The following is a 25,251-nucleotide window of genomic DNA, read 5'->3' as shown; positions in this document are numbered from 1 at the left end:
GCCATCTTCGACCAGGCCGTTGCGGGTCACAACGGGGTGTGACGACCCCGACACGAGACGGCGGACGAGACCCCTCGCCGGATGCCACTACCGGTGGGTAGTGTCGTAAGGACCCCGTTTGTTCTTTCCAGGAGGACCGCATGTCCGTGAACGTCATCGTCGCCGGCGCCCGTACGCCGATCGGCCGTCTGCAGGGCGGCCTGAAGAGCCTCTCGGCCGCTGAGCTCGGCGGCGTCGCCATCAAGGGCGCGCTCGAGAAGGCCGGCGTCTCCGGTGACCAGGTCGACTACCTGATCATGGGCCAGGTCATCCTCGCCGGTGCCGGCCAGAACCCTGCCCGCGCCGCGGGCATCGCCGCCGGTCTGCCGTGGAGCATGCCGTCGATCACCATCAACAAGGTCTGCCTCTCCGGCCTCAACGCGATCGCGATGGCCGACCAGCTGATCCGCGCCGGTGAGCACGAGATCGTCGTCGCCGGCGGCATGGAGTCGATGACCCGGGCCCCGCACCTGCTCCCGGGCTCCCGCGACGGCTTCAAGTTCGGCGACACCAAGCTCGTCGACTCGATGGCGTACGACGCCCTCTACGACCAGGCCACCCAGCAGGCCATGGGCGGCCTGACCGAGCAGATCAACGCCGAGGGCGTGAAGCTCACCCGCGAGGAGCAGGACGCGTTCGCCGCCGCCTCGCACCAGAAGGCCGCCGAGGCCTGGAAGAACGGCGTCTTCGACGAGGAGGTCGTGCCGGTCACGATCCCGCAGCGCAAGGGCGACCCGATCGTCGTCTCCGCCGACGAGGGCGTCCGCGGCGACACCACCGCCGAGTCGCTCGGCCGGCTGCCCGCGGCCTTCGCCAAGGACGGCACCATCACCGCCGGTTCCGCCTCGCAGATCTCCGACGGCGCCTGCGCCGTGGTCGTGATGAGCAAGGCCAAGGCCGAGGAGCTGGGCCTGGAGTGGCTCGCCGAGATCGGCGCGCACGGCATGGTCGCCGGCCCCGACTCGAGCCTGCAGATGCAGCCGGCCAACGCCACCAAGGCGGCCTGCGACAAGGAGGGCATCGCCCCGACCGACCTCGACCTGATCGAGTTCAACGAGGCGTTCGCCGCCGTCGGCATCGAGTCCACCCGCGCGCTCGGCCTCGACGAGTCGAAGGTCAACGTCAACGGCGGCGCGATCGCGCTGGGCCACCCGGTCGGCATGTCCGGTGCCCGCGTGGTGCTGCACCTCGCCCTCGAGCTCAAGCGCCGCGGTGGCGGCACCGGTGCGGCCGCGCTCTGCGGTGGCGGCGGCCAGGGCGACGCCCTGATCGTGCGCGTCCCCAAGGCCTGAGCGGAGCGAAGAGGTTGAGGAGGTCGTCCTGCGACCGTCTCGAAATCCATGAGTCGTAGAGGAATCGCCGCGGACGTCCCCGGACTGGTCGAGAAGGCCAGGTCCGGGGACGCCCGTTCCGTCGCCCGGTTGATCTCGCTGGTCGAGGACGCCTCGCCGCTGCTGCGCGAGGTGATGGCCGGCCTGGCGAGGCTGAAGAAGGAGACCGGCGCGGGCGGCGCCCACGTCATCGGTCTCACCGGGTCGCCCGGCGTCGGCAAGTCGACCTCCACCAACGCGCTGGTCGGGGAGTTCCGCAAGCGCGGAAAGCGCGTCGGCGTCCTCGCCGTGGACCCGTCCTCGCCGTTCTCCGGCGGGGCGCTGCTCGGTGACCGGATCCGGATGCAGGACCACGCGCTCGACCCCGAGGTGTACATCCGCTCGATGGCCTCCCGCGGCCACCTCGGTGGCCTGTCCTGGGCGGCCCCGCAGGCGCTGCGGGTGCTCGACGCCGCCGGCTGCGAGGTGATCCTCGTCGAGACGGTCGGCGTGGGCCAGAGCGAGGTCGAGATCGCCTCGATGGCCGACAGCACCGTGGTGCTGCTCGCGCCCGGGATGGGCGACGGCATCCAGGCGGCCAAGGCCGGCATCCTGGAGATCGGCGACCTGTACGTGATCAACAAGGCCGACCGCGACGGCGCCGACCAGGTCCGCCGCGAGCTCCGCTCGATGCTCGGGCTCAGCGAGCGTCCCGAGGGCGCCTGGAACCCGCCGATCCTCAAGACGGTCGCGCAGACCGGCGAGGGCGTCGCCGACGTCGTGGACGCGCTGGAGGAGCACCGGGCGCACCTGGAGTCCTCCGGCGACCTCGCCCGGCGGCGTGCCCGGCGGGCGCGCGAGGAGATCGAGGCGATCGCGGTCACCGCGCTGCGCGAGCGCTGGGGCGACGTGCACGCCCGGACCGAGCTGGACGACCTGGCCGAACGCGTGGTGGCGGGGGAGTCCGACCCGTACGCTGCCGCCGACGAGCTGCTCGCGACGTACACGGAACGTCCGCTCCCGGACTGACCGCGCGGGCCCGACGGCAGGAGCGCCGATGACGATCGCGACCGGACCCGTGACCCAGCTGTGCTGGGTGACCGAGGACATCGAGGCGACCGAGCGGTTCCTGTCGGCGAACTTCGGAGTCGGTGCCTGGACCCGGCTGCCGGACATCCGCTTCGGGCCGGACGCCTGCACCCTGCGCGGGGAGCCGGCCGACTTCACGGTGCACGTCTCGCTCGGGTACGCCGGTGACCTCCAGCTGGAGATCATCCAGCCGGTCAGCGGGACGTCGATCTACACCGAGTTCCTGGCGGTCTCCCCGCCGGGGCTGCACCACCTCTGCTTCGAGGTCGACGACATGGCGGTCGCGCTCGAGTCCGCGCGGGAGGCCGGTGTCGAGGTCGTCCAGGCCGGCTCGATGATGGGCGGCGGCATGGAGTTCGCGTACCTGGACGGCGCGCACGCCGGCGTCCCGTACGTCGAGCTCGCCCGGATCGGCCCGGAGATGCGGGCTTTCTACGACGCGCTCAAGGCGGGCTGAGCCGGGCTCAGGCGCGCCTCCCCGATCCGGGCCGCCCTCCGAGGTACAAAAGTCCCGGGGTGCGGAACTCGGCCGTGCCCGGACCGCACGGACGAACGGAGAGCACGATGGCAGGCGCCTTGAAGAAGGGCACGGTCCTCCTCGTGCTGGTGTTCATCGGCTTCTACATGTTCACCGACCCGAGCGGCCTGGCGCAGACCGCGAAGGACGGCGCCGCCGCGCTCTGGGAGGCGCTGACCTCGCTGTTCGGCGCGCTCATCGACTTCATCGACGCGATCAAGTCCTGACCCGGCCCGGCCCGCGATGCCGCTGCTCCCGCGCTTCCTCACCGATCCCGAGATCGGCCGGCACCTGCTGCGCGAGGAGGGCGAGGTCATCGTCGACGAGGTCCGCAAGCACTGGGTCGTCTATGTCGTCCCGGCGCTGATCGGGCTCGCCGGGCTCGCGCTCCTGGTGCTCTTCCCGCTCACCGACATCGACCTGGCCTGGGTCCCGCTCGCGCTCGGCCTGGGCCTGCTCGCCTGGGGCGGCTGGCGGGCACTGGCGGCGAACGTCGACCGGTTCGTGATCACCAACATGCGGGTCTTCCGGGTGCACGGTGTGCTGGCCCGGTCGCTGGCCACGATGCCGCTCGGGCGGATCCTCGACATCACGGTGGTCAAGCCGATGTCGGGTCGCGTCCTCGGGTACGGTCACTTCACCTTCGAGTCCGCTGCCCAGGACCAGGGGCTCCGCGAGATCCGCTTCGTCGGCAGCCCGGACCAGCGCGACCTGGCGATCCAGCGGGTCGTCCAGCGCGCGGGCCTGCGCGGGCCGAAGGTCAACTGAACGCCGTACGAGCCCGAGGACCCGATGCTTCCCTTCGACCCGATCGACGAAGCCGCCCGGCAGTGGGCGCTGCGCTGGGACGGCGTGCCGCAGATGCACGCCGTCACCTCGCTGATGCGGGTGCAGCAGCTCGTCCTCGCCCGGCTCGACGCGATCCTCAAGCCGCACGGGCTGACGTTCGCCCGCTACGAGGCGCTGGTGCTGCTGACCTTCTCCTCCCGCGGGTCGCTGCCGCTCGGGAAGATGGGGGAGCGCCTGCAGGTGCACCCGACCTCGATCACCTCGATCATCGACCGGCTGGAGCGGGCCGGCCTGGTGGAGCGTCGCCGGCACCCCGACGACGGCCGTGCCGTGCTCGCCGAGATCACGCCGGCGGGTCGCGCCCTGGTGGAGAAGGCGACCGCCGACCTCGTGGCCGCGGACTTCGGCCTCGGCACCCTGGACAAGGACAGCCTGCAGGAGCTCTCCGAGCTGCTGCGCCCGGTCCGTTCCGCCGCGGGCGACTTCTGAGGCCGGATGTGACCGGCGCCACCCGGGCGTTCTCGCAATATTTAGTTGGACGTCCTAGTATTTAGCCATGGTTTCGACGAGCTCAACCTCCGGCCAGGACGAGAACACCGGTACCCAGAACGCGCGCGAGCGCTGGCAGGAGCGCTACGCCGCCTCCCGCAAGCGCGAGGCCGACTTCACCACCCTCTCCGGGATGGAGGTCGAGCCGGCGTACGGCACCGACGACGGCGAGTGGCCCGGCGAGTTCCCGTTCACCCGAGGTCTCTACCCGGCCGGCAACCGCGGCCGCACCTGGACGATCCGGCAGTTCGCCGGCTTCGGCAACGCCCACCAGACCAACGAGCGCTACAAGATGATCCTCGGCCGCGGCGGCGGCGGCCTCTCGGTCGCCTTCGACATGCCGACCCTGATGGGCCGCGACTCCGACGACCCGAAGGCGCTCGGCGAGGTCGGCCACTGCGGCGTCGCCATCGACTCCGCCGCGGACATGGAGATCCTCTTCGACGGCATCCCGCTCGGCGAGACCACGACCTCGATGACGATCAGCGGGCCGGCGGTGCCGATCTTCTGCATGTACCTCGTCGCCGCCGAGCGCCAGGGAGTCGACACCGGTGTCCTCAACGGCACCCTGCAGACCGACATCTTCAAGGAGTACATCGCGCAGAAGGAGTGGCTCTTCGGCCCCGAGCCGCACCTGCGCCTGATCGGCGACCTGATGGAGTACTGCGCCGAGAACATCCCGGACTACAAGCCGCTCTCGGTCTCCGGCTACCACATCCGCGAAGCCGGCTCGACGGCCGCGCAGGAGCTCGCGTTCACCCTCGCCGACGGCTTCGGGTACGTCGAGCTCGGGCTGTCGCGCGGCCTCGACGTCGACGTCTTCGGCCCCGGCCTGAGCTTCTTCTTCGACAGCCACCTCGACTTCTTCGAGGAGATCGCCAAGTTCCGCGCCGCCCGCCGGATCTGGGCGCGCTGGATGCGCGACGTGTACGGCGCGCAGACCGAGAAGGCGCAGTGGCTGCGGTTCCACACCCAGACCGCCGGTGTCTCGCTGACCGCGCAGCAGCCGTACAACAACGTGGTCCGCACCGGCGTCGAGGCGCTGGCCGCGGTCCTCGGCGGGACCAACTCGCTGCACACCAACGCGCTCGACGAGACCCTGGCCCTGCCGAGCGAGCAGGCCGCCGAGATCGCGCTGCGCACCCAGCAGGTGATCATGGAGGAGACCGGCGTCGTCAACGTCGCCGACCCGCTCGGCGGTTCCTGGTACGTCGAGGCGCTGACCGACAAGATCGAGGCCGAGGCGAACGCGATCTTCGACCGGATCCTCGCCATGGGCGGTTCGACGCTCACCGCCGCCGACCACGCCGGCCTGGCGAGGGCGACCGCCGCCGGCGAGAACCCGATCACGAAGGGCCTGCTCCGCGGCATCGAGGACGGCTGGTTCATGTCCGAGATCGCCGAGGCCGCCTTCCAGTACCAGACCGCGCTGGAGAAGGGCGACAAGAAGGTCGTCGGCGTCAACGTGCACCTCGACTCGGTGACCACCGACCTGGAGATCCTGCGGGTCTCGCACGAGGTCGAGGTCGAGCAGGTCCGGGTGCTGAAGGACCGCCGCTCGGCCCGGGACCAGGCCGTCATCGACGAGGCGCTCGGCCGGATGGTCGACGTCTCCCGCGGCGAGGGCAACATGATCCCGGCGATGCTCGACGCCGTCCGCGCGGAGGCCTCGCTCGGTGAGATCTGCGACGCGCTCCGTGCTGAGTGGGGCGAGTACCGGGAGCCCGCCCGCTTCTGAGCCCTGGGAGGCTCAGGCCTCCGGCTGCACCACCGGCACGGACAGGCCGCGGCGCGCGAACGCCTCCGCGGTCGCCGGCAGCTGGAGCACGAACGTCGTCCCGATCCCGTTGGGGCCCTCCTCGACGAGGATCGTGCCGCCGTGCCGCTCGACGATCCGGCGGCAGATCGCCAGGCCCAGCCCGGTGCCGTGGTACCCGTCGCGGTGCGCGCGGTGGAAGGAGTTGAACACCTCCTCGCGCTGGCCCGCCGGGATCCCGATCCCGTTGTCGGTCACCCGGACGACCAGCCGGTGCAGGTCGTCCTCGCGTCCGGTCACGGCCACCGCCGGGCGCACGCCCGGCGCGACGTACTTGACCGCGTTGCCGAGCAGGTTGTCGAAGAGCTGGCGGACCAGGCCCTCGTCGGCCCAGACCCGCAGGTCGTCGTCGACAGCGATCACCGGCGCGCTCGCGCTGTCCGCCCGGAGCCGGGCGAGCTGGCGGACCGTCGCGGTCAGGTCGACCGACTGCGCCCGCACCGACTGGTCGCGCGCCACCGTGTAGGACATCAGGTCGCTGATCAGGACCCGCATGTGCGCGGTCGCCTCGTGGATCCGGGCGATCATGGGGAGCCCGACCGCGCCCGGCACGCTGCCGGTGGCGAACTCGTCCTCGAGTGCCTCGGTCCAGCCGCCGACCACGCTGAGCGGGTTGAAGAGGTCGTGCGCGACCACGCCGGCGAACGAGGCCAGAGCGTCGCTGTGCTGCCGGTCGAGGGTGACGTCGCGGATGTTGACCATCGCGCGCCGCGGCGCGTCCGGGTCGTTCTGGGTCAGCGGATGGGCGCTGATCTCGACGACCCGCCCCTGCGGCACCGCCTCGCTGCGGACGTGGAAGTCCTCGGGCGGCACCACCTCGCCGGCCAGCGCACGCCTGCCCGGCATCTCCTCGTCGAGCAGCGGCAGGCCGTTGGCGTGGAAGAGGTGGTACGCGTCGGCCCGGAGGATCTCCTCCGCGGCGTCCGGGTCGAGCCCGACCAGGCTCCGGGCGGCGCCGTTGCGGACGATCACCCGCCCGCCGGCCTCGGTGACGACGAGACCCTCGGTCATCGACTCCAGCACGGCGTCGAGCAGCCGGGCGCGGTCGGCTGACGCCTGCTCGGCCTCGGCGAGCCGGACGTCGGCCCGGTCGCGCTCGCCGCGGTTGAAGGCCAGCGCCAGGCCGGTCAGGACGGTCATCGCGACGAACAGCTGGGCGACCAGGCCACGGGTGTGCACCGAGGAGATGTCCGCGAAGGGGCCGTCGTCGGCGAGGGTGGCGCCGACCCCGAAGATGCCCTGGGCCAGGCCCTGGAGCGCGACGGCGACGGGGGAGAAGCGCAGGCCGGCCCAGACCGAGGTGACCAGGAGCAGGAACGCGAGCGCCTCGGCCACCTCGGCGCCGCTGGCGAAGATGGCGACGGAGAGCAGCACAGTGGTCGCCACCAGGGCCAGCGCCTCCAGCAGGCGGCCGGGGGTCGCCGGCCGGAGGGCCGCCCCGGTCCGCCGGAGCGCGCCGCCGATGCTGCCGCTGCCGGCGAGCGACTGGCCGATCAGGACGCCGAGGGTCGTGACCACCACGAGCGCGACCGCGTTGCGGCCCCAGAGCACGCCGAGGGTGGCGGCATCGGGCCGACCCGAGACGAGCGTGGCGACGAGGCCGCCGACGGCGGTCGCGGCGAGGCCGGAGAGTGCGGCCGCCAGCGCGAGCCGGCCGAGCTGGCCGACCCGCTGGAGGGGCTCGGCGCCCCCGAAGCCCCAGAGCCCGGGCACCTGGCGACGGACGAGCGCGATGAAGACGAAGAGCTGGACCAGGGTCATCACCAGGAAGACGACCGTGTAGGCCACGCTGACGCCGGTGGTCAGGTAGATGACCACCGAGGCGAGCACGAGGGCGGTCACGTCGGCCGGCCAGGTGCGGCGGTTGCCGCTGCCGAGCCAGAGCGCCGCGACCCCGATCGCCGGCCAGACCAGGCTGGCGCCGCCGTCGTGCAGGACGGTCGCGCGGCCGGCGTACCCGGTGAGCAGGAAGAGGGTCGTGCCCAGGGCGAGGCGCACCGCCCGGCGCCCCCGCGTCGGTCCGGCCGTGCTGTTCTCGCTGGATGCCACGATTCCCCCATCGTCGGCAGGCGCGGGCCCGATACAGGTCCGGTACAGGTCCGGTTCCGGTCCTGGGCGGGGCCCGTGCCCACCACCGTAGGCCCGGGATGGGCCGGTTGTACGGCGGTCCGACACAATGGGCCGTATGACGCAGCAGCCCCAGCAGCCCTTCTCCCGTCCCGGCGCCGTGGACCTCTCCGGCCTGCAGGCGCCCGGAACGAGTCCCGGCGCAGCCCCGGGCGGGCCCGCCGGCGTGAGCGGCGCGTACACGGTCCAGGTCGACGAGCAGAACTTCCAGACCGTCCTGGAGAGCTCGATGAACGCGGCCGTGCTGCTGGTCTTCTCCAGCGCCCGCTCGCCGGAGAGCGTCCGGCTGGCCGACGACCTCCAGGTGCTGTCGAACGAGTTCGAGGGCCGGTTCCTGCTCGGCCGGGTCGACGTGGACGCGTCCCCGCAGATCGCCCAGGCGATGCAGATCCCGTCGGTCCCGCTGGTGATCCTGGTGGCGCAGGGCCGCCCGGTCCCGCTGCTGCAGAACGCGGCCCCGATCGAGGACCTGCGGGCCGCGATCAACCAGGTCTTCGCCCAGCTCACCCAGGGCGGCTTCACCGGGCGGCACCAGCCGCGTGCCGGTGGCGAGGTCGACGCGGAGACCGGCGAGGCGCTGCTCGACCCGCGCTACGCCCCGGCGCAGGACGCCCTGGAGCGCGGCGACATCGCGGGTGCGGTCGCCGAGTACCAGAAGCTCGTCGACGCCAACCCGGCCGACGCCGAGGCCGCCGCCGGCCTGGCCATGGCCCAGCTGCTGCACCGGACCGACGGCGTGGACCTGAACGCCGCCCGGGCGGCCGCGGCCGCCGCGCCCGACGACGTCGCCGCCCAGGTGATGGTGGCCGACCTCGACCTGCTCGGCGGCCACGTCGACGACGCCTTCAACCGGCTGATCGAGCTGGTCCGCCGCACCTCCGAGGGGGACCGGGACCGGGCGCGCACCCACCTGATCGGGCTCTTCGGTGCGGTCGGGAACGACGACCCGCGGGTGCAGCGCGCCCGCCGGGACCTCACCTCCGCGCTCTTCTGAGCGCGTCGGGAGGCCGTGGTGTTACGCGGATCTCACGACCGGAACCCGTCCGTGTGAGCCGAGGCACGCACCTCACAGGCCGCTGACCCCGACTGCGAGAAACCCTTTACCTTCGGGCAATCGCGCTTGTGATCGCCGCGAAACATCCCGGTGACACCTTCGGGTCACGATCCAGCCACGGATCCGTGATGCGAAGGAGTCCCGATGTCCGCCACCGAGACCACCACGGCCGCCCCGGCCGCACCGGGAGCGGCGACGCCGATCCCGGCGGCGCCGCGCAACGGCTGGATCGACCACTGGGAGCCGGAGGAGCCGGCCTTCTGGGAGGCGACCGGGCGCACCACCGCGCGCCGCAACCTGGCCTTCTCGATCCTCGCCGAGCACCTCGGCTTCTCGGTCTGGCTGTTCTGGAGCGTGAGCGCCGCGATGCTCGCGAAGGCCGGGTTCGACTTCACCCCGCAGCAGCTCTTCTGGCTGGTCGCGGTGCCGAACCTGGTCGGGTCGCTGCTCCGGCTGCCGTACACCTTCGCGGTCCCGAAGTTCGGCGGCCGGAACTGGACCGTGGTCAGCGCGCTGCTGCTGCTGGTCCCGACGCTGCTCTTCGCCTTCATCGTGCAGCGGCCGGACACGCCGTACTGGGTGTTCGTGCTGGTCGCCGCGACCGCGGGTGTCGGCGGCGGCAACTTCGCCTCGTCGATGGCGAGCATCAACTTCTTCTACCCGTCCGACAAGAAGGGTGCCGCGCTCGGCCTCAACGCCGCGGGCGGCAACGCCGGCGTCGCGGTCGTCCAGCTCTTCTTCCCGGTGATCGTCGGCGGCGCCGGCATCTTCGGGCTGGTGAAGGCCAGCGAGAGCGGCATCGTCCTGGAGCGGGCCGGCTACCTGTACGCCGCCCTCGCGGTGGTCGCCGCGCTCTGCGCCTACTGGTTCATGAACAACCTGCGGGCCGCCTACAGCCGGCCGCGCGAGCAGATGGCCGTGGTCCGCTACCAGCACACCTGGGTGATGGCGTTCCTCTACATCGGCACCTTCGGCTCGTTCATCGGCTTCTCCGCCGCGATGCCGCTGCTGATCAAGATCAACTTCTTCCGCTCGCCGATCCCGACGGAGTCCATCGGCATCAACTTCGCCTACTACGCCTTCCTCGGCGCCCTGGTCGGCTCGATCGCCCGTCCGTTCGGCGGCTGGCTCGCGGACCGTCTCGGCGGCGCGCGGGTCACCCTCGCCTCCTTCGTGGGGATGCTGCTCGGCACCCTGGGCGTGCTGTTCACCCTGACCCGGCTGGAGACCGTCCCCACGGCGCCGCCGGAGAAGCTGGCCGCGTGGGCGAAGGACCCGAGCTCGTTCCCGGGCTTCCCGCCGGCCGTGGTGGACGCGGTGAACCACAACTCCGACCTGTTCCCGTGGTTCCTGGTGGCGTTCCTGTTCATCTTCGCCGCGACCGGCATCGGCAACGGGTCGGCGTACCGGATGATCCCGGCGATCTGGAAGACCTACGCGAAGTCCGCCGGTCCCGAGGGCTCGACGGCCCGCCAGGACGCCGAGGCGAAGGCGACCAAGGAGGCCTCCGCGGTGCTCGGCATCGTGGGTGCGATCGGTGCTCTGGGCGGCTTCCTGATCCCGATCACCTTCGGCGCCCCGTGGGTGTCCGACCCGGTCGAGGCGGTCAAGAGCGCGTTCGGTGTCTTCGCCGGCTTCTACGTGATCTGCATGGTCGTCACCTGGTTCTTCTACCTCCGTCCGAAGGCCACGATGGCGAAGGCGCGCGTGTGACCTCCACCCACTGCCCGTACTGCGCTCTGCAGTGCGCGATGACGCTGACTCCCTCCACCGAGGAGGGGGTCAGCGTCGATGGCAGCGTCGATCTCCGGGTCACCCCGCGCGCGTTCCCGACCAGCAAGGGCGGGTTGTGCCACAAGGGCTGGACCAGCGCTGAGGTGCTCCGGGCCCCCGACCGGATCACCGAGCCGCTGGTCCGCGGTGCCTCCGGCGAGCTCGAGCCGGCCACCTGGCAGGACGCCCTCGCGTACGTCGCCCGGCGGGTGCTCGCGCTCCAGGAGGCGCACGGACGCGACACCATCGGCGTCTTCGGCGGTGGCGGCCTGACCAACGAGAAGGCCTACCAGCTCGGCAAGTTCACCCGGACCGTGCTCCGCACCCGGCACATCGACTACAACGGCCGGTTCTGCATGTCCTCGGCCGCCGCGGCCGGCAACCGCGCGTTCGGCATCGACCGCGGGCTGCCGTTCCCGGTCGCCGACATCGGGTCCGCCGACGCGGTGCTGCTGCTCGGCAGCAACGTGGCCGACACGATGCCGCCGTTCGTCCAGCACCTCGCCGGGGTGCGCGAGCGCGGCGGCCTGGTCGTCGTCGACCCGCGCCGGTCCGCGACCGCCTCGCTCACCGATTCCGGGTCGAACTCCACGGCGGGCCTGCACCTGCAGCCGCTGCCCGGCACCGACCAGACCCTGCTGCTGGGTCTGCTGCACCTCGTCGTCGCCGAGGGTCTGACCGACGAGGCCTACCTCGCCGCCCGGACCACGGGCTGGGACGAGGTGCGCCGCTCGGTGGCGCTCTGGTGGCCCGAACGCGTCGCCGCGATCACCGGCGTCCCGGAGGCACAGCTGCGCCGGACCGTGGCGATCCTCGCCGCCGCCTCGCCGGCCCGGGGCGGCCGCGGCGCGATGATCCTGTCCGGGCGCGGTTCCGAGCAGCACTCCGACGGCACCGACACGGTGACGGCGGCGATCAACCTGGCCCTCGCGCTGGGCCTGCCGGGACGCCCGGCCAGCGGCTACGGCTGCCTGACCGGCCAGGGCAACGGGCAGGGCGGGCGCGAGCACGGCCAGAAGTCGGACCAGCTCCCCGGCTACCGGATGATCGACGACCCGGCCGCCCGCGCGCACGTCGCCGGCGTCTGGGGCGTCGACCCGGAGACCCTGCCCGGCAAGGGCGTCCCGGCCGTCCAGCTGCTCGCGAAGCTCGGCACCGAGGTCCGGGCGCTGTTCGTGCACGGTGCCAACGTCCTGGTCAGTGCCCCGGACGCGACCGCGGTCCGCCGCCGGCTGGAGGCGCTCGACCTGCTCGTGGTCTGCGACTTCGTGCCGAGCGAGACCGCGCGGATCGCCGACGTCGTGCTCCCGGTCACGCAGTGGGCCGAGGAGGAGGGCACCATGACCAGCCTGGAAGGCCGGGTGCTCCGCCGCCGCAAGGCCCTCGACGCCCCGGGGCAGGCACGCAGCGAGCTGCGGATCCTCGCCGACCTGGCACGCGCTCTCGGCTCCGCCGTGCACTTCGACACCGAACCGGCCGTCGTCTTCGACGAGCTCGCCCGGGCCAGCGCCGGCGGGAAGGCCGACTACTCGGGTCTCTCGCACGCACTGCTGGACGCCGAGGACGCCGACGGGGAGGGCCGGGCGCACCACTGGCCGGCCCCGGCCGGCGGGAACCCCACGCCGCGGCTCTTCGCCCGGCGGTTCGCGCACCCCGACGGGAAGGCACGGATGGTCGCGACGTCGCCGGGCGCGCCGGCCGACGACCTGCGCCGGGAGGCCCCGGTGTACCTGGTCACCGGCCGGGTGCTCGCGCAGTACCAGTCCGGCGCCCAGACGCGCCGCGTCGAGGCCCTGAACGCGGTCGCGCCGGCTCCGTTCGTCGAGCTGCACCCGCACCTCGCCCGGCTGCACCAGATCGACGACGGCGACGACGTCGCGGTGACCTCGGTGCGCGGCACCGCGATCGCCCGGGCGCGGATCACCACCACGATCCGCCCCGACACGGTCTTCATGCCGTTCCACTGGCCCGGCGACGGGATGGCCAACGCGGTCACCAACGACGCCACCGACCCGATCTCCGGGATGCCCGAGTTCAAGGTCTGCGCGGTCACGCTCGCGCGCGCCGACCTCGTCACCCCGCTCACCGAGGAGGTGCTGGTATGACCGACCGCACGAAGGTCGTCGTGGTGGGGGCCGGCATGGTCGGCCACCGCTTCGTCGACGAGCTGGTCCGCGGCGACGCCGACCGCCGGTTCGAGATCGAGCTGATCGGTGCGGAGGAGTACGAGCCGTACAACCGGATCCTGCTCTCGGAGGTGCTCGCCGGCCGCGCGGACCTGCGCGCGCTCGGGCTGCCGCTGCCGGACGCGGACCGGGTGCTGTTCCGGCGCGGCGTCGCCGCCGACGCGATCGACACCGCCGCCAGGGAGGTGCTGCTCTCGGACGGCGGCCGCGCGTCGTACGACCACCTGGTCCTCGCCACCGGTGCCCGCGCGTTCGTGCCGCCGCTGCCCGGGCTCGCCCGGCCGGACGGGCAGAGCGACCCGAAGCACGTGCACGTGCTGCGCACGCTGGACGACACCCGCAACGTCGCAGCCCGGGCGATGAACGCCAAGCACGCGGTCGTCCTCGGCGGCGGCCTGCTCGGCCTGGAGGCCGCCTGCGGCCTGCGCCGACGCGGTGTCCCGGTCACCGTGGTCGACCTGGACACGCACCTGATGGCCACCCAGCTGGACGGCCCGCCGGCACGGATGCTCGCGGCGCGGCTCCGCTCGCTCGGCGTCGACGTCGTCACCGGGACCAGCGTGGCCGAGGTGATCAGCGCGTACGACGAGATCGTCGCCGTCCGCCTCACCGACGACCGGCTGCTCGCCGCCGACCTGATGATCGTCTCCTGCGGCATCCGGGCCGAGACCGGCCTGGCCGCGGCGGCCGGGATCACGGTGGACCGCGGCATCGTCGTCGACGAGGAGCTGCGCACCTCCGACCCGCACGTGTTCGCCGTCGGCGACTGCGCCCAGCCGCCCGGCGGGATGTCCGGCCTGCTGGCGCCGGGCTGGCGCCAGGCCGAGGACCTGGCCGGATGCCTCCTCGGGGGCTTCGGGACGGTTGCCGCGCAACCTCCTCAACCGCCGAGGGCGGAACCGGTGAAGCTCAAGGCCGCCGGCGTCGACCTGGTCACGATGGGCGTGCGCGCCTCGCAGGCGGGCGACCACGACCGCGTCGTCAGCGTCAGCGACGGTGGCGGCAACCGGCACGCCGACCTGGTGCTGCGCCCGAACGAGCGGGGCGACAGCGAGCTCGTCGGAGTCACCTGCCTGGGTTTCCCCGACGTCTCCGCGGCGCTGACCCTGGCCTACGACCGCCGCACCCCGCTGCCGGTCGACCCGCTCGCGCTGCTCGTCCCGGCGAGCGCCGGCGGTGCCGTCGAGGAGTCGCCGTCGCCGATGCGGATGCCGGGCTCGACCACCGTCTGCCGGTGCTCCGGGGTGACGAAGAAGCAGATCGTCACCGCCTGGGAGGAGGGCGCGGCCACCGTCGACGCCGTCGCCGGGGCGACCCGCGCGACGACCGGCTGCGGTGGCTGCAAGGAGGTCGTCTGCGGCCTCGTCGACTGGCTCAACGCCAGCGATCCCGGCGCTGCGCCCGCAGCTGTTAGCACGCCTGTAACAGAGCGAAACATGCCCGTTGAATCGAGGAAATAAGGTGCCCGCCATGTCCAGTACTCACCCGCTGGCCACCCCCCGCCGGCTCGTCGTCGTCGGCGGTGGCATGGTCGCCCACCGCCTCGTCGAGGCGCTGCTCGACCGCGACACCGAGAAGATCTGGGAGGTCGACCTCTACTGCGAGGAGCCGCGGGCCCCCTACGACCGGGTCGCGCTCACGTCGTACTTCTCGGGGAAGACGCCGGACGACCTCACCCTGGGCGAGGAGGACCTCGGCGCCGACCCCCGTGTCACGGTGCACCTCGGGAGCGCCGTGTCCGCGGTGGACACCACCGCCCGCACGATCACCACCGCTGCCGGCACCAGCGGCTTCGACGCGCTGGTGCTGGCCACCGGGTCGTCGGCCTTCGTGCCGCCGGTCAGCGGCGCCGACCTCCCGGGCGCCTTCGTCTACCGGACCGTCCAGGACGTGCAGGACCTGGAGGCCTGGGTGCACGGCCGCCGTGAGCGCGGCCTGACCACCACCGGCGTCGTCGTCGGCGGCGGCCTGCTCGGGCTGGAGGCGGCCGGTGCGCTGCGCGGCCTGGACGTCGCCACCACGGTGGTCGAGTTCGCCGACCGGCTGATGCCGCTCCAGGTCGACGAGGGCGGCGGCGCGGCGCTGCGCCGGATCGTCGAGGGGATGGGTGTCGACGTCCGCACCGCGACGGCGTCGGCTGCGCTGCACGCCGGCAGCACCGGCGAGGTCGCGTCGATGGAGTTCGCCGACGGCACCGTGGTGGACGCCGACGTGGTCGTGTTCGCGACCGGGGTCCGGCCGCGCGACGAGCTCGCCCGCGAGGCCGGCCTGGTGATCGGCGAGCACGGTGGGGTCGTCGTCGACGACGGCTGCCTCAGCGTCGCCGCGGACGTGTACGCCGTCGGCGAGGTCGCCTGCATCCAGGGGCGCACCTGGGGTCTGGTCGGCCCGGGCTACACGATGGCCGAGGTCGTCGTGGACCGGTTGCTCGGCGGGGACGCGACCTTCCCCGGCGCCGACGTCAGCACCAAGCTCAAGCTCCTCGGCGTGGACGTGGCCTCCTTCGGCGACGCCTTCGCCGAGGCGCCCGGCAGCCTCGAGGTCGTGTACGCCGACCCGGTGGCCGGGGTCTACAAGAAGCTGGTCGTCTCCGACGACGCCCGCACCCTGCTGGGCGGCGTGCTCGTCGGCGACGCGTCGGCGTACGCGGCGCTGCGGCCGATGGTCGGTGCGGAGCTGGGCTCGGACCCGAACGCCTGGCTGCTTCCCCCTGAATCGGCACTGGGAGGCGGCGCGCCGGTGACCGGGGAGCTGCCGGACGCGGCGAACGTCTGCTCGTGCAACAACGTGACCGCCGGGACGATCCGCTGCTCGGTCACCGAGGACGGCTGCACCGACCTGGCCGGGGTGAAGGCGTGCACCAAGGCGGGCACCTCCTGCGGGTCCTGCCTGCCGCTGGTGAAGTCGCTGATGACCACGGAGCTCGAGAAGGCCGGCGTCACGGTCAGCAACGCGCTCTGCGAGCACTTCGCGTTCAGCCGGGCCCAGCTCTTCGACATCATCTCGGTCACCGGGCTGCGCAGCTTCTCCGAGATCATCGGCCAGCACGGCAGCGGCCGCGGCTGCGACATCTGCCGCCCGGTGGTGGCCTCGATCCTGGCCTCGCTCGGCACCGGCCACGTGATGGACACCGACCAGGCCCGGCTCCAGGACACCAACGACCACGTGATGGCCAACCTGCAGAAGGACGGCACCTACTCGGTGGTCCCGCGGGTCCCGGCCGGCGAGATCACCCCGGAGGGCCTGATCGCGATCGGCCAGGTGGCGGCCGACTTCGGGCTCTACACCAAGATCACCGGCGGCCAGCGGATCGACCTGTTCGGCGCCCGGCTCGAGCAGCTGCCGGCGATCTGGAAGCGGCTGGTGGACGCCGGCTTCGAGTCCGGGCACGCCTACGGCAAGTCGCTGCGCACGGTGAAGTCGTGCGTCGGCTCGACCTGGTGCCGCTACGGCGTGCAGGACTCGGTCGGGATGGCGGTCGACCTGGAGCTGCGCTACCGCGGGCTGCGGGCGCCGCACAAGATCAAGCTCGGCGTCTCCGGGTGCGCGCGGGAGTGCGCCGAGGCGCGCGGCAAGGACGTCGGGGTGATCGCCACCGACAACGGCTGGAACCTGTACGTCGGCGGCAACGGCGGCTTCACCCCGCGGCACGCCCGGCTCTTCGCCGAGGACCTGGACACCGAGACGCTGGTGCGGACCATCGACCGGTTCCTCATGTACTACATCCGGACCGCCGACCGGCTGCAGCGGACGGCTCCGTGGGTGGAGGCGCACGAGGGCGGCATCGAGGCGATCCGCCAGGTGGTGATGGAGGACTCGCTCGGCATCTGCGCGGACCTGGACGCGGCGATGGCGGTGCACGTGGACAGCTACCGCGACGAGTGGGCGGCGACGCTGGCCGACCCCGACAAGCTCGCCCAGTTCGTGTCGTTCGTGAACGACCCGGAGGCGAGCGACCCGGACCTGGCGTACGTGACCGAGCGCGGGCAGCGTCGCCCGGCGACGGCCGCGGAGCGCGGGACGCTGATCGCGGGACCGCGGCTGGCCACGCGGACCCTGGTGCAGGACGACGAGGAAGAGGTGCCCGCATGACGACGAGGACCGGAGCGAACGACTGGGTCGCGGTGTGCACGAAGCGCCAGCTGATCCCGGAGCGCGGGGTCGCGGTCCTGGTGAAGGACCAGCAGGTGGCCCTGTTCCGGGTGACCGGACCGGACGGCAGCGAGTTCGTGCACGCGGTCGGCCACCGGGACCCGTTCGCCGACGCGAACGTGATCGCGCGCGGCATCGTAGGCTCGGTCGCCGACAAGGACGGGCACCGGGACACCGTCGCGTCGCCGATGTACAAGCACGTCTTCGACCTGCGGACCGGGGAGTGCCTCACCGACCCGACCGGACGGCTGCCGGTCTACCGGACCTGGATCGCGGGCGGCGTCGTCTACGTGCACCCGGTGCCGGTGGCACCGGCCGCCCTGGTCGCCTAGGACGACGAGGCCTGACATGACCGCTCTCACCCCGGTCCTCGCCGGCACCCGCATCCTGGTCACCGCGCAGCGGCGCTCCGACGAGCTCGCCAGCGCGCTCGTGCGCCGCGGCGCCGACGTGACCGTCGCGCCCACCCTCGGCGTCGTCCCGCACATCGACGAGGAGACCCTGCTGGCGCGCACCCGCGAGATCCTGGACGCCCCCGTCGATACCGTCGTGGTCACCACCGGGATCGGGTTCCGCGGCTGGATGGAGACCGCGGAGACCGCGGGCCTGTACGACGAGCTGCTCGCCGTCCTCGCGGAGGTCCGGATCGTCGCGCGGGGCCCGAAGGCGCGCGGCGCGCTCCAGGCGGCCGGCCTGGTCGCGGACTGGGTCGCGGAGTCGGAGACGTCCGCGGAGATCGTCGAGTTCCTGCTCGCCGAGGGCGTCGAGGGCACCCGGATCGCGGTGCAGCACCACGGCGCCGGGGACCCGCACCTGGAGGCGATGCTCACCGGGGCCGGAGCGTCCGTCGTGCCGCTGGAGGTCTACCGCTGGGGTCCGCCGGCCAACCCGGAGGCGGTCGCCGAGACGGCCCTGCAGGTCGCGTCGGGCGGCTTCGACGCGGTGATGTTCACCTCGGCGCCGGCCGCCGCGGCCTGGCTGGCCGAGCTCGACCGGCAAGGCGTCACCGACGTGGTCCGCGACCTGGTCGCGCAGCAGCGGCTGCTGATCGCCGCGGTCGGCCCGGTCACCGCGGACCCGCTGGTCAACGCCGGGTTCGCGCCCGTCTTCCCGGACCGCTCCCGGATGGGTGCGCTGGTCCGGCTGGTGATCCTGACCCTGGGCGACGAGGCGCACAGCGTGCGGACCCCGTCGGGGGTGCTGCACGTCCGCGCGTCGGCGGCGACGCTGGACCACGACGTGCTGCCGCTGTCGCCGAACGGGCTGGCCATCCTGCGCTGCCTGGCGCACCGGCCCGGCGAGGTGGTCAGCCGCGACCGGCTGCTGGAGGTGCTGCCGGGGGAGTCGGCCGACCCGCACACCGCGGAGGTCGCGGTCGCCCGGCTGCGGGAGTCGCTCAGCGGGCACGCCGGCCAGCAGCCGCTGGTGCGCACGGTGATCAAGCGGGGGTACGTGCTCCAGACGGCGTGACCGAGCCGGCCTGCTCCAGGACGTCGACGAGCGTGGTGACTGCGGGGGAGCGGCCGAGGCTGTGCCGCCAGACCGCGAGCGTCTCCCGGGACGGCACCGGGTCGTGGACGCGGACCGCGCGCGTGTTCGCGGGCAGGGGGCCGCGGCCGAGCCGGGGGACCAGCGCGATCCCCAGCCCGGCGGAGACGAGCCGGAGGTGCGAGGCGAACTCCATCGCGGTGTGCTCGATCCGGGGGAGGCCGCCGGTGCCGGCGTACATCCGGCTCAGCCACTGCCGGCAGATCGTCCCGGCCGGGGTGGCGATCCAGCGCTCCGCGACCAGGTCGTGCGGGGTGACCCGGCCCCGGCCGGCGAGCGGGTGGTCCTCGTGGACGATCACCTCGGCCTCGTCGTGGTGCACGACTCGGCGGTCGAGGTGGTCGGGGATCTCCAGGACGACGTCGCCCCAGCGGTGCACCAGGGCCACGTCGGCCTGACCGGTGGCGACCTGTTCGACGGCGTCCCACGGCTCGAGCTCGGCGAGCCGGACGCGCAGCGCCGGGTGCGCGGCGGCGACCTGCGCGACCGCGGGGCCGATCAGGCCGCGCATCGCGGTGGAGAAGCCGACCAGGGTGATCTCTCCGGCGACGGCGCCCGCGTGCGCGTGCAGGTCGGTCTCCAGCCGCTCCAGGTCGGCCGCGATCCGGGCGCCCTCGGTGACCAGGATCCGGCCCGGGCCGCTGAGGATGACGCCGCGGCCGACGCGCTCGAGGAGGGTCACCCCGGACTGGCGCTCCAGGCGCTTGATCTGCTGGGAGACGGCGGAGGGGGTGAAGCCGAGCGCCTCGGCGGCGGCGACCACCGAGCCGTGCTGCTGCACCGCCTCGAGCGACCGGAGGGCGGCGAGATCCATCATGTAGGCAGATTACATGGAAGCATGAAGATTATATCGCTGGACCTTCATCATCCTGCTCCGCAGACTGGTCGGCATGAGTCACCGCCTCTCGGCCCCGCACGCCCTTCTCGCGGTGCTGGTCGCCACCATCTGGGGTGTCAACTTCGTGGTGATCGAGTGGGGGATGGGAGACGTCCCGCCGCTGATCTTCGTGGCGCTGCGGTTCACGGCGGTGGTCCTGCCGGCCGTCTTCCTGGTGCCCCGCCCGGACGCGCCGTGGCGCTCGGTCGTCGGCGTCGGCCTCTTCATGTCGCTGGGGCAGTTCGGGCTGCTCTACACCTCGATGCACGCCGGGATGCCGCCCGGGCTGGCCGCGCTGGTGCTGCAGGCCCAGGTGCTCTTCACGGTCCTCATCGCCGCCACCGCACTGCACGAGCGCCCGACCGCCCGCCAGCTCGCCGGCATCCTCGTCGGCGCGGCCGGTCTGGTGGTCGTCGGCGCCGGTCGGGGCGGGCACGTCCCGCTCGGGGCACTGCTGCTGTGCCTCGCGGCGGCGCTCTCCTGGGGGATCGGCAACGTGATCTCCCGCAGCGCGAGTGCCGCCCGGCCCGGCAACGCGACCGGTTCCGGCCTGTCGATGGCCGTCTGGTCCTCGCTGGTCGTCCCGGTCCCGCTGGTGCTGCTCAGCCTGGTGCTCGACGGACCCGGCGCGGTGGCCGGCGCGGTGGACGCCTTCGGCTGGCACGCGCTGCTCTCCACGATCTACACCGCGGGCCTGGCCTCGCTCGTCGGCTACTCGATCTTCAACGGGCTGCTGGCCCGGTACCCGGCGTCCTCGGTGGTGCCGTTCGTGCTGATCGCGCCACCGGTCGCGATGGCCAGCGCCTGGCTGTTCCTGGACCAGGTGCCGAACGCCGCCGAGGCCCTCGGCGGGCTGGTGGTCCTCGCCGGGGTCCTGCTCACCGTGCTCTCCGGCCGGAAGGCCGGCCAGGGGGCCGTGCAGGGGACCCGCTCAGGCGGCGACGTCGAGCGAGGCGATGAGGGCCTCGATCCTGCGGCGGATCTCGTCCCGGATCGGGCGCACCGACTCGATGCCCTGGCCGGCGGGGTCGTCGAGCTTCCAGTCCTCGTACCGCTTGCCGGGGAAGAAGGGGCACTCGTCGCCGCAGCCCATCGTGATGACCACGTCGGACTCCTGGACGGCTTCGGTGGTGAGGACCTTCGGCTGCTCGGCGGCGATGTCGATGCCGAGCTCCGCCATCGCGGCCACGGCGACCGGGTTGATCTGGTCCGCGGGCTGGGAGCCGGCGGACAGGACCTCGATCCGGTCGCCGGCCAGGTGGCGGAGGAAGCCCGCGGCCATCTGCGAGCGCCCGGCGTTGTGGACGCAGACGAACAGGACGGTGGGCTTGCTCCGGGGGGTGGTGTCGGTGCTCATGCTGCGGTCTCCTGGGTGGCGTCGAGGGCGTGCAGGGTTTCGCGGGGATAGAGGGCCCGGACGACCACGACCGCGAGGGCGCCGCCCACCAGCTGCATCAGCACGAACACCGGGACCGAGGACGGGGCGATGCCGGCGAAGGTGTCGGAGAAGATCCGGGACACGGTGACGGCCGGGTTGGCGAAGCTGGTGGAGCTGGTGAACCAGTACGCGGCGGTGATGTAGCCGCCGACGGCGTACGCGACGGTGTCGGTGCGGCCGGAGCGCACGGAGCCGAAGATCACCAGGAGCAGTCCGAGCGTGGCCACGACCTCGCCCAGCCAGAGGTCGCTGCCGGTGCGTTCGTGGGTGGAGATGGTGACGGCGTCCAGGTCGAACATCAGGTTCGCCACGACGGCGCCGAGGAACCCGCCCGCGAACTGCGCCGCGATCACCGGCAGGGCGTCCTCCTTGCGCACCAGGCCGAGGATCACCTCGGCGACCGTGACGACGGGGTTGAACGCGGCGGAGACCGGTTGCAGCGCGAGGATGAGGGCGACGAGCGCGGCGCCGGTGATGAGGCTGTTCTCGAGGAGCTGGAGCCCGATGTCGTCCGGGGAGAGCCGGCTCGCGGCGATGCCGGAGCCGATCACGGCTGCGACCAGGAACGCGGTCCCGACGAATTCCGCCGCCACCCGGCGTCCGAGCGTCACCGGGCCACTCCGCCGAGGAGCAGGGCGAGGTCGGTCAGGGCCTCGGCCTTGACGCGGTAGTACACCCAGACCCCGCGCTTGGACCGGTCGAGCAGACCGACCTCGTGCAGGACCTTGAGGTGGTGGGAGATCGTCGGCTGGGAGAGCTCGAAGGCGTCGTTGAGGTCGCAGACGCACGCCTCGCCGTCGGCGTGCGAGGCCACCAGCGACATCAGCCGGAGGCGGACCGGGTCGGCGAGGGCTTTCAGCAGCGGCGCGATCCGCTCGGAGGCGTCCGCGGACAGCGGCTCCTTGGTGAGCGGCGAGCAGCAGGCCACGGTCTCGACCGGCGTGAGCTCGAGGGCAGAGTTCGACATAGGTGAATACTTACACTTGTCGATGTCTCGGCGCGAACGGCCCAGGTGAACATCGGGTGAACCTCCGCCGCGGCTCAGTCGCCGCGCGGCAGCGCCACGATGCCGGCGGCCGCTACCGCGGCGAGCAGCCCGAACACCACGGCGTAGCTGTCCGTGGCGCGGGCGACCGCGGTGCCGACCCACGGGGCGACCGCCCCGGCGAGCACGAGGGTGGCGGAGACGATGCCGTTCAGGCTGGCGTACGACGCGGTTCCCCAGCGGTCGCTGACGGCGGTCGCCTGGACGAGCGTGTAGATGCCGCGGGCGATCCCGGCGGCGAAGGCGAGGACGAACAGCGCCGGGTCCGGCCCGGGCACCAGCGCGAGCAGCAGGGTGGTGGCCGCGACGCTCGCGAAGACGAGCCGGGTGCGCGCCGTGACGCCGGAGGCGCGTTCGATGCGCGCGTAGGCGAGGCGGCCGCAGACCTGGCCGATCCCGCCGACCCCGAGGGCGATCGCGGCGAGCTCGGTGCTCATGCCGCGTGAGGTCAGCAGCGGAACCAGGAGGAAGACGGCCGCCCACTGGCTGAATCCGACCAGGCTCATCGCACCGACCAGGCGGAGGAACCGCGGGCTCTTCCAGGTCGGCCCTTCCGGCTCCGCTCCGGGATCCGCGGCGACCAGGGTGCGACGGTCGTGCCAGGGGTGGTCGAGGGTCAGCCAGAGCAGGGGTGCCGTCGACGCCAGCACCGCGGCCATCACCAGATAGGTGGTGCGCCAGCCGAGCGGGTCGACGAGGAAGCCGGCCAGCGGCGCGAAGACGGTCGAGGCGAACCCGGCGACGAGCGTGAGCGCGGTGAGCGCCCGGACGCGCCGGTCGCCGCCCCACTCGGTGAGCGCGGCGAACGCGGGCGGGTAGAGGACGGCGGACATCGCCGAGCCGGCGACCGCCCAGGCGACCGCGAAGAGCGCCAGGTTCGGTGCGACGGCGACGCCGACCAGGCCGGTGGTGCCGACCCCGGCGCCGAGTGCCATCACCGCGCGTGGGCCGCGGGCGTTGATCGTGCGTCCGACCAGGATGCTGCCGGCGGCGGCGAAGACCTGGGCCCCGGTGAAGGCTGCGACGACCAGGGTGGGCGACCAGCCGGTGTCGTGCGCGATCGTCGGGGCGAGGACCGGCAGCGTGTAGAAGAGCGTGCCCCACGAGATGATCTGCGTGGTGCACAGGACCGCGACGACCTGGCGCAGCGCGTCCGGCGCGAGCCCGTGGTGCTCGCGCCGGACAGTGCCGGTCTCCGGGCCGGTCTCCGGGCTGGTTTCCGGGCCGATTTCCGGGCCGGTCTCCGGGCCGGCGGCCGGTTCGGCCACCTCAGCCGCAGGTCGGCTTGGCGCCGACGGTGAGCAGGTCGCCGGAGGCCGGGGTGCAGCAGCCCCCGCCGGCGGCCTCGCTCGGCTGCCCGTCGAAGAGGCCCGAGCCGCCGCAGACTCCGGACTCGGGCAGGACCAGCTCGACCCGGGCGGCCGCCTCGTGGTCGCCCGCGATCGCGGCGACGATGCTGCGGGTCTGCTCGAAGCCGGTGAGCGCCAGGAAGGACGGTGCGCGGCCGTAGGACTTCATCCCGGCAAGGTAGAGCCCGTGCTCGGGCTGCTCCAGCTCCGCCGCGCCGTGCGGGTAGACGGTGCCGCAGGAGTGGACGTTCGGGTCGATCAGCGGGGCGAGCCGACGCGGGGCGGAGAGCACCGGGTCGAGGTCCAGGCGGACCTCGGACAGCCACGACAGGTCGGGGCGGAAACCGGTCACCACGACGACTTCGTCGACCGCGTCCACGCTGCGCCCGTCCACGCCGGTGAGGCGAAGCGACCCGGGGTGCGCGGGGTCGTCGGCGACCTCGGCCGTGCGGAAACCGGTGACCGGGTCGACCGGCCCGTTCTCCACCGCCCGGCGGGCCCGGGTGCCCAGCGCGCCGCGCGCCTCGAGCTGGTCGTTGTCGCCGCCGCCGAACGCGGCACCGGTCTCGCCGCGGCGGACCAGCCACGAGACCCGCGTGCCCGGGTGCGCGCGAGCCAGCTCGGTCAGGCCGACCAGCGTGTTCTGGGCCGAGGCGCCGGTGCCGGCGAGGACGACGTGCTTGCCGGCGTACCGGGTGCGGGTCTCCGGCTCCTCGAAGTCGGGGATGCCGTAGCTGATCCGGGCGGCGTGGTCGCGCTCACCGAGCGCGGGCAGGCCGTCGGCTCCCAGCGGGTTCGGCCCGCCCCAGGTCCCGGAGGCGTCGACGACCGCGGAGGCGTCGAGCAGGTAGGCGCCGTCCGGGCCCTCGACGTGCACCGTGAACGGAGCCTCCTCGCGGCCGGAGTCGACCATCCGGTCCCGGCCGCGCTTGGCGACGCCGACGACCCGGTGGTCGAACCGGACCTCGACCTCGTCGGTCGCGTCCAGCGCGCTCGCCAGCGGGGCCAGGTACTCGTCGGCCCACTCCCGGCCCGTCGGGTAGCCGGCGCCCTCGGGGCGGGTCCAGCCGGTCGGCGCGAGCAGCTTCTCGGCCGCGCTGTCGACCAGCTCGTTCCACGACGAGAACAGCCGGACGTGACCCCACGCGCGCACGGCTGAACCGGCCTGGGGGCCGGCCTCGAGGACGGTCGTGGCCAGGCCGCGGGACTGAGCGTGCGCGGCGGCAGCCAGCCCGATCGGGCCGGCGCCGACGATCACGACCGGGAGGGTGGTGCTCATCTGGTGCTCCTTGGGTTCGCAGGATATCGACCACTGTCGATGTCTCGAACGTATCGACGAACTTCGATATTTGCAACGCTGATCGTCACCTCTCCCGCAGATCCGCAGCCGCAGCGCCTGGTCGCGCTAGCCATGGGCAAGCAGCACCAGGGCGAAAAGGTGGCTTTCCACAGGTTCCTCCACGATCTGCCGCTCGGATCGTCGATTGCTCCACGGGCATTCGTTTGCCGTTCACCTGGAATCGGCTGTCCGGTCCTGCGTGAACTCCACTGTTTGCCCCGGAGCAGCCCTTCGCTCCCGGGACTCGGACCCGT

The 25,251-nt window shown here is 72.9% G+C and carries 21 protein-coding genes and 1 pseudogene; 15 read left to right on the top strand and 7 right to left on the bottom strand.

The window, feature by feature from the left end:
• The first annotated feature begins 140 nt into the window (after window positions 1-140).
• From AB4Y76_RS02145 to AB4Y76_RS02115, 7 genes are all read left to right on the top strand, one after another.
• Window positions 141-1,331, top strand: a complete 1,191-nt coding sequence (locus AB4Y76_RS02145) for an acetyl-CoA C-acetyltransferase (protein ID WP_441921851.1) — start codon at window positions 141-143, stop codon at window positions 1,329-1,331.
• 48 nt (window positions 1,332-1,379) lie between these two features.
• Window positions 1,380-2,378 (top strand): methylmalonyl Co-A mutase-associated GTPase MeaB, encoded by a 999-nt coding sequence (gene meaB, locus AB4Y76_RS02140; RefSeq protein WP_441921850.1) that lies wholly within the window; start codon window positions 1,380-1,382, stop codon window positions 2,376-2,378.
• A gap of 28 nt (window positions 2,379-2,406) precedes the next feature.
• Window positions 2,407-2,895 (top strand): VOC family protein, encoded by a 489-nt coding sequence (locus AB4Y76_RS02135; protein ID WP_441921849.1) that lies wholly within the window; start codon window positions 2,407-2,409, stop codon window positions 2,893-2,895.
• Window positions 2,896-3,002: 107 nt separating this feature from the next.
• Complete coding sequence (locus AB4Y76_RS02130; RefSeq protein ID WP_441921848.1) at window positions 3,003-3,182, top strand: hypothetical protein; 180 nt, start codon at window positions 3,003-3,005, stop codon at window positions 3,180-3,182.
• A gap of 16 nt (window positions 3,183-3,198) precedes the next feature.
• Window positions 3,199-3,723 (top strand): PH domain-containing protein, encoded by a 525-nt coding sequence (locus AB4Y76_RS02125; RefSeq protein ID WP_441921847.1) that lies wholly within the window; start codon window positions 3,199-3,201, stop codon window positions 3,721-3,723.
• Window positions 3,724-3,747: 24 nt separating this feature from the next.
• A complete protein-coding gene (locus tag AB4Y76_RS02120) occupies window positions 3,748-4,233 on the top strand; it encodes a MarR family winged helix-turn-helix transcriptional regulator (RefSeq protein ID WP_441921846.1) in 486 nt (161 codons plus the stop codon).
• Window positions 4,234-4,300: 67 nt separating this feature from the next.
• Complete coding sequence (locus AB4Y76_RS02115; protein ID WP_441921845.1) at window positions 4,301-6,031, top strand: acyl-CoA mutase large subunit family protein; 1,731 nt, start codon at window positions 4,301-4,303, stop codon at window positions 6,029-6,031.
• Between the two features lie 12 nt (window positions 6,032-6,043).
• Here the strand turns inward: AB4Y76_RS02115 and AB4Y76_RS02110 are convergent, their stop codons facing one another.
• On the bottom strand, window positions 6,044-8,158 hold the full coding sequence (locus AB4Y76_RS02110) for an ATP-binding protein (RefSeq protein WP_441921844.1): 2,115 nt from the start codon (window positions 8,156-8,158) through the stop codon (window positions 6,044-6,046).
• Window positions 8,159-8,294: 136 nt separating this feature from the next.
• Between AB4Y76_RS02110 and AB4Y76_RS02105 the strand changes: the two genes are divergently transcribed.
• The 7 genes from AB4Y76_RS02105 (at window position 8,295) to AB4Y76_RS02075 (ending at window position 18,871) form a co-directional block, all read left to right on the top strand.
• Window positions 8,295-9,230, top strand: a complete 936-nt coding sequence (locus tag AB4Y76_RS02105) for a co-chaperone YbbN (protein WP_441921843.1) — start codon at window positions 8,295-8,297, stop codon at window positions 9,228-9,230.
• Window positions 9,231-9,434: 204 nt separating this feature from the next.
• Window positions 9,435-11,003, top strand: coding sequence for an MFS transporter (locus tag AB4Y76_RS02100; protein ID WP_441921842.1), 1,569 nt, complete (start codon window positions 9,435-9,437; stop codon window positions 11,001-11,003).
• On the top strand, window positions 11,000-13,168 hold the full coding sequence (locus tag AB4Y76_RS02095) for a molybdopterin oxidoreductase family protein (RefSeq protein WP_441921841.1): 2,169 nt from the start codon (window positions 11,000-11,002) through the stop codon (window positions 13,166-13,168). Before AB4Y76_RS02100 ends, AB4Y76_RS02095 begins: the two co-directional genes overlap by 4 nt.
• Complete coding sequence (locus AB4Y76_RS02090; protein ID WP_441921840.1) at window positions 13,165-14,709, top strand: FAD-dependent oxidoreductase; 1,545 nt, start codon at window positions 13,165-13,167, stop codon at window positions 14,707-14,709. Before AB4Y76_RS02095 ends, AB4Y76_RS02090 begins: the two co-directional genes overlap by 4 nt.
• 10 nt (window positions 14,710-14,719) lie before the next feature.
• The gene (nirB, locus tag AB4Y76_RS02085) at window positions 14,720-17,341 is read left to right on the top strand and encodes a nitrite reductase large subunit NirB (protein WP_441921839.1); all 2,622 of its coding nucleotides are present in this window, start codon (window positions 14,720-14,722) and stop codon (window positions 17,339-17,341) included.
• Entirely contained in the window at window positions 17,338-17,733 is a 396-nt protein-coding gene (gene nirD / locus AB4Y76_RS02080) for a nitrite reductase small subunit NirD (RefSeq protein WP_441921838.1), read from the top strand. The genes nirB and nirD overlap by 4 nt, the downstream gene beginning before the upstream one ends.
• A gap of 16 nt (window positions 17,734-17,749) precedes the next feature.
• Window positions 17,750-18,871, top strand: coding sequence for a uroporphyrinogen-III synthase (locus AB4Y76_RS02075; protein WP_441921837.1), 1,122 nt, complete (start codon window positions 17,750-17,752; stop codon window positions 18,869-18,871).
• On the opposite strand, the gene AB4Y76_RS02070 is transcribed toward AB4Y76_RS02075, so the two are convergent.
• Window positions 18,840-19,766 carry a LysR family transcriptional regulator gene (locus tag AB4Y76_RS02070; RefSeq protein WP_441921836.1) on the bottom strand — a complete coding sequence of 309 codons (927 nt, stop codon included), beginning with the start codon at window positions 19,764-19,766 and terminating at the stop codon, window positions 18,840-18,842. The two genes, AB4Y76_RS02075 and AB4Y76_RS02070, sit on opposite strands and share 32 nt — an antisense overlap.
• 73 nt (window positions 19,767-19,839) lie before the next feature.
• Between AB4Y76_RS02070 and AB4Y76_RS02065 the strand changes: the two are divergent.
• Window positions 19,840-20,700, top strand: a pseudogene (locus AB4Y76_RS02065) (EamA family transporter); the annotation flags it as partial.
• Between the two features lie 57 nt (window positions 20,701-20,757).
• Here AB4Y76_RS02065 and AB4Y76_RS02060 read toward each other — a convergent pair.
• The 5 genes from AB4Y76_RS02060 to AB4Y76_RS02040 all read right to left on the bottom strand — a co-directional run bounded on the left by AB4Y76_RS02060 (window position 20,758) and on the right by AB4Y76_RS02040 (window position 24,937).
• A complete protein-coding gene (locus AB4Y76_RS02060; protein ID WP_441922024.1) occupies window positions 20,758-21,183 on the bottom strand; it encodes an arsenate reductase ArsC in 426 nt (141 codons plus the stop codon).
• The gene (locus AB4Y76_RS02055) at window positions 21,180-21,875 is read right to left on the bottom strand and encodes an aquaporin (RefSeq protein ID WP_441921835.1); all 696 of its coding nucleotides are present in this window, start codon (window positions 21,873-21,875) and stop codon (window positions 21,180-21,182) included. The genes AB4Y76_RS02060 and AB4Y76_RS02055 overlap by 4 nt, the downstream gene beginning before the upstream one ends.
• Window positions 21,872-22,231: a metalloregulator ArsR/SmtB family transcription factor gene (locus AB4Y76_RS02050; RefSeq protein WP_441921834.1), complete on the bottom strand. Its 360-nt coding sequence runs from the start codon at window positions 22,229-22,231 to the stop codon at window positions 21,872-21,874. The genes AB4Y76_RS02055 and AB4Y76_RS02050 overlap by 4 nt, the downstream gene beginning before the upstream one ends.
• Before the next feature lie 74 nt (window positions 22,232-22,305).
• Window positions 22,306-23,577: an MFS transporter gene (locus AB4Y76_RS02045; RefSeq protein ID WP_441921833.1), complete on the bottom strand. Its 1,272-nt coding sequence runs from the start codon at window positions 23,575-23,577 to the stop codon at window positions 22,306-22,308.
• Between the two features lies 1 nt (window position 23,578).
• Window positions 23,579-24,937, bottom strand: coding sequence for an FAD-dependent oxidoreductase (locus tag AB4Y76_RS02040; RefSeq protein ID WP_441921832.1), 1,359 nt, complete (start codon window positions 24,935-24,937; stop codon window positions 23,579-23,581).
• Window positions 24,938-25,251 lie beyond the last annotated feature (314 nt).

The sequence above is a fragment of the Marmoricola sp. RAF53 genome (assembly GCF_052114005.1).
Lineage (GTDB): Bacteria > Actinomycetota > Actinomycetes > Propionibacteriales > Nocardioidaceae > Marmoricola.
Note: the sequence above shows the minus strand (reverse complement) of the source record. Positions and strands in the feature narration are given on the sequence as shown.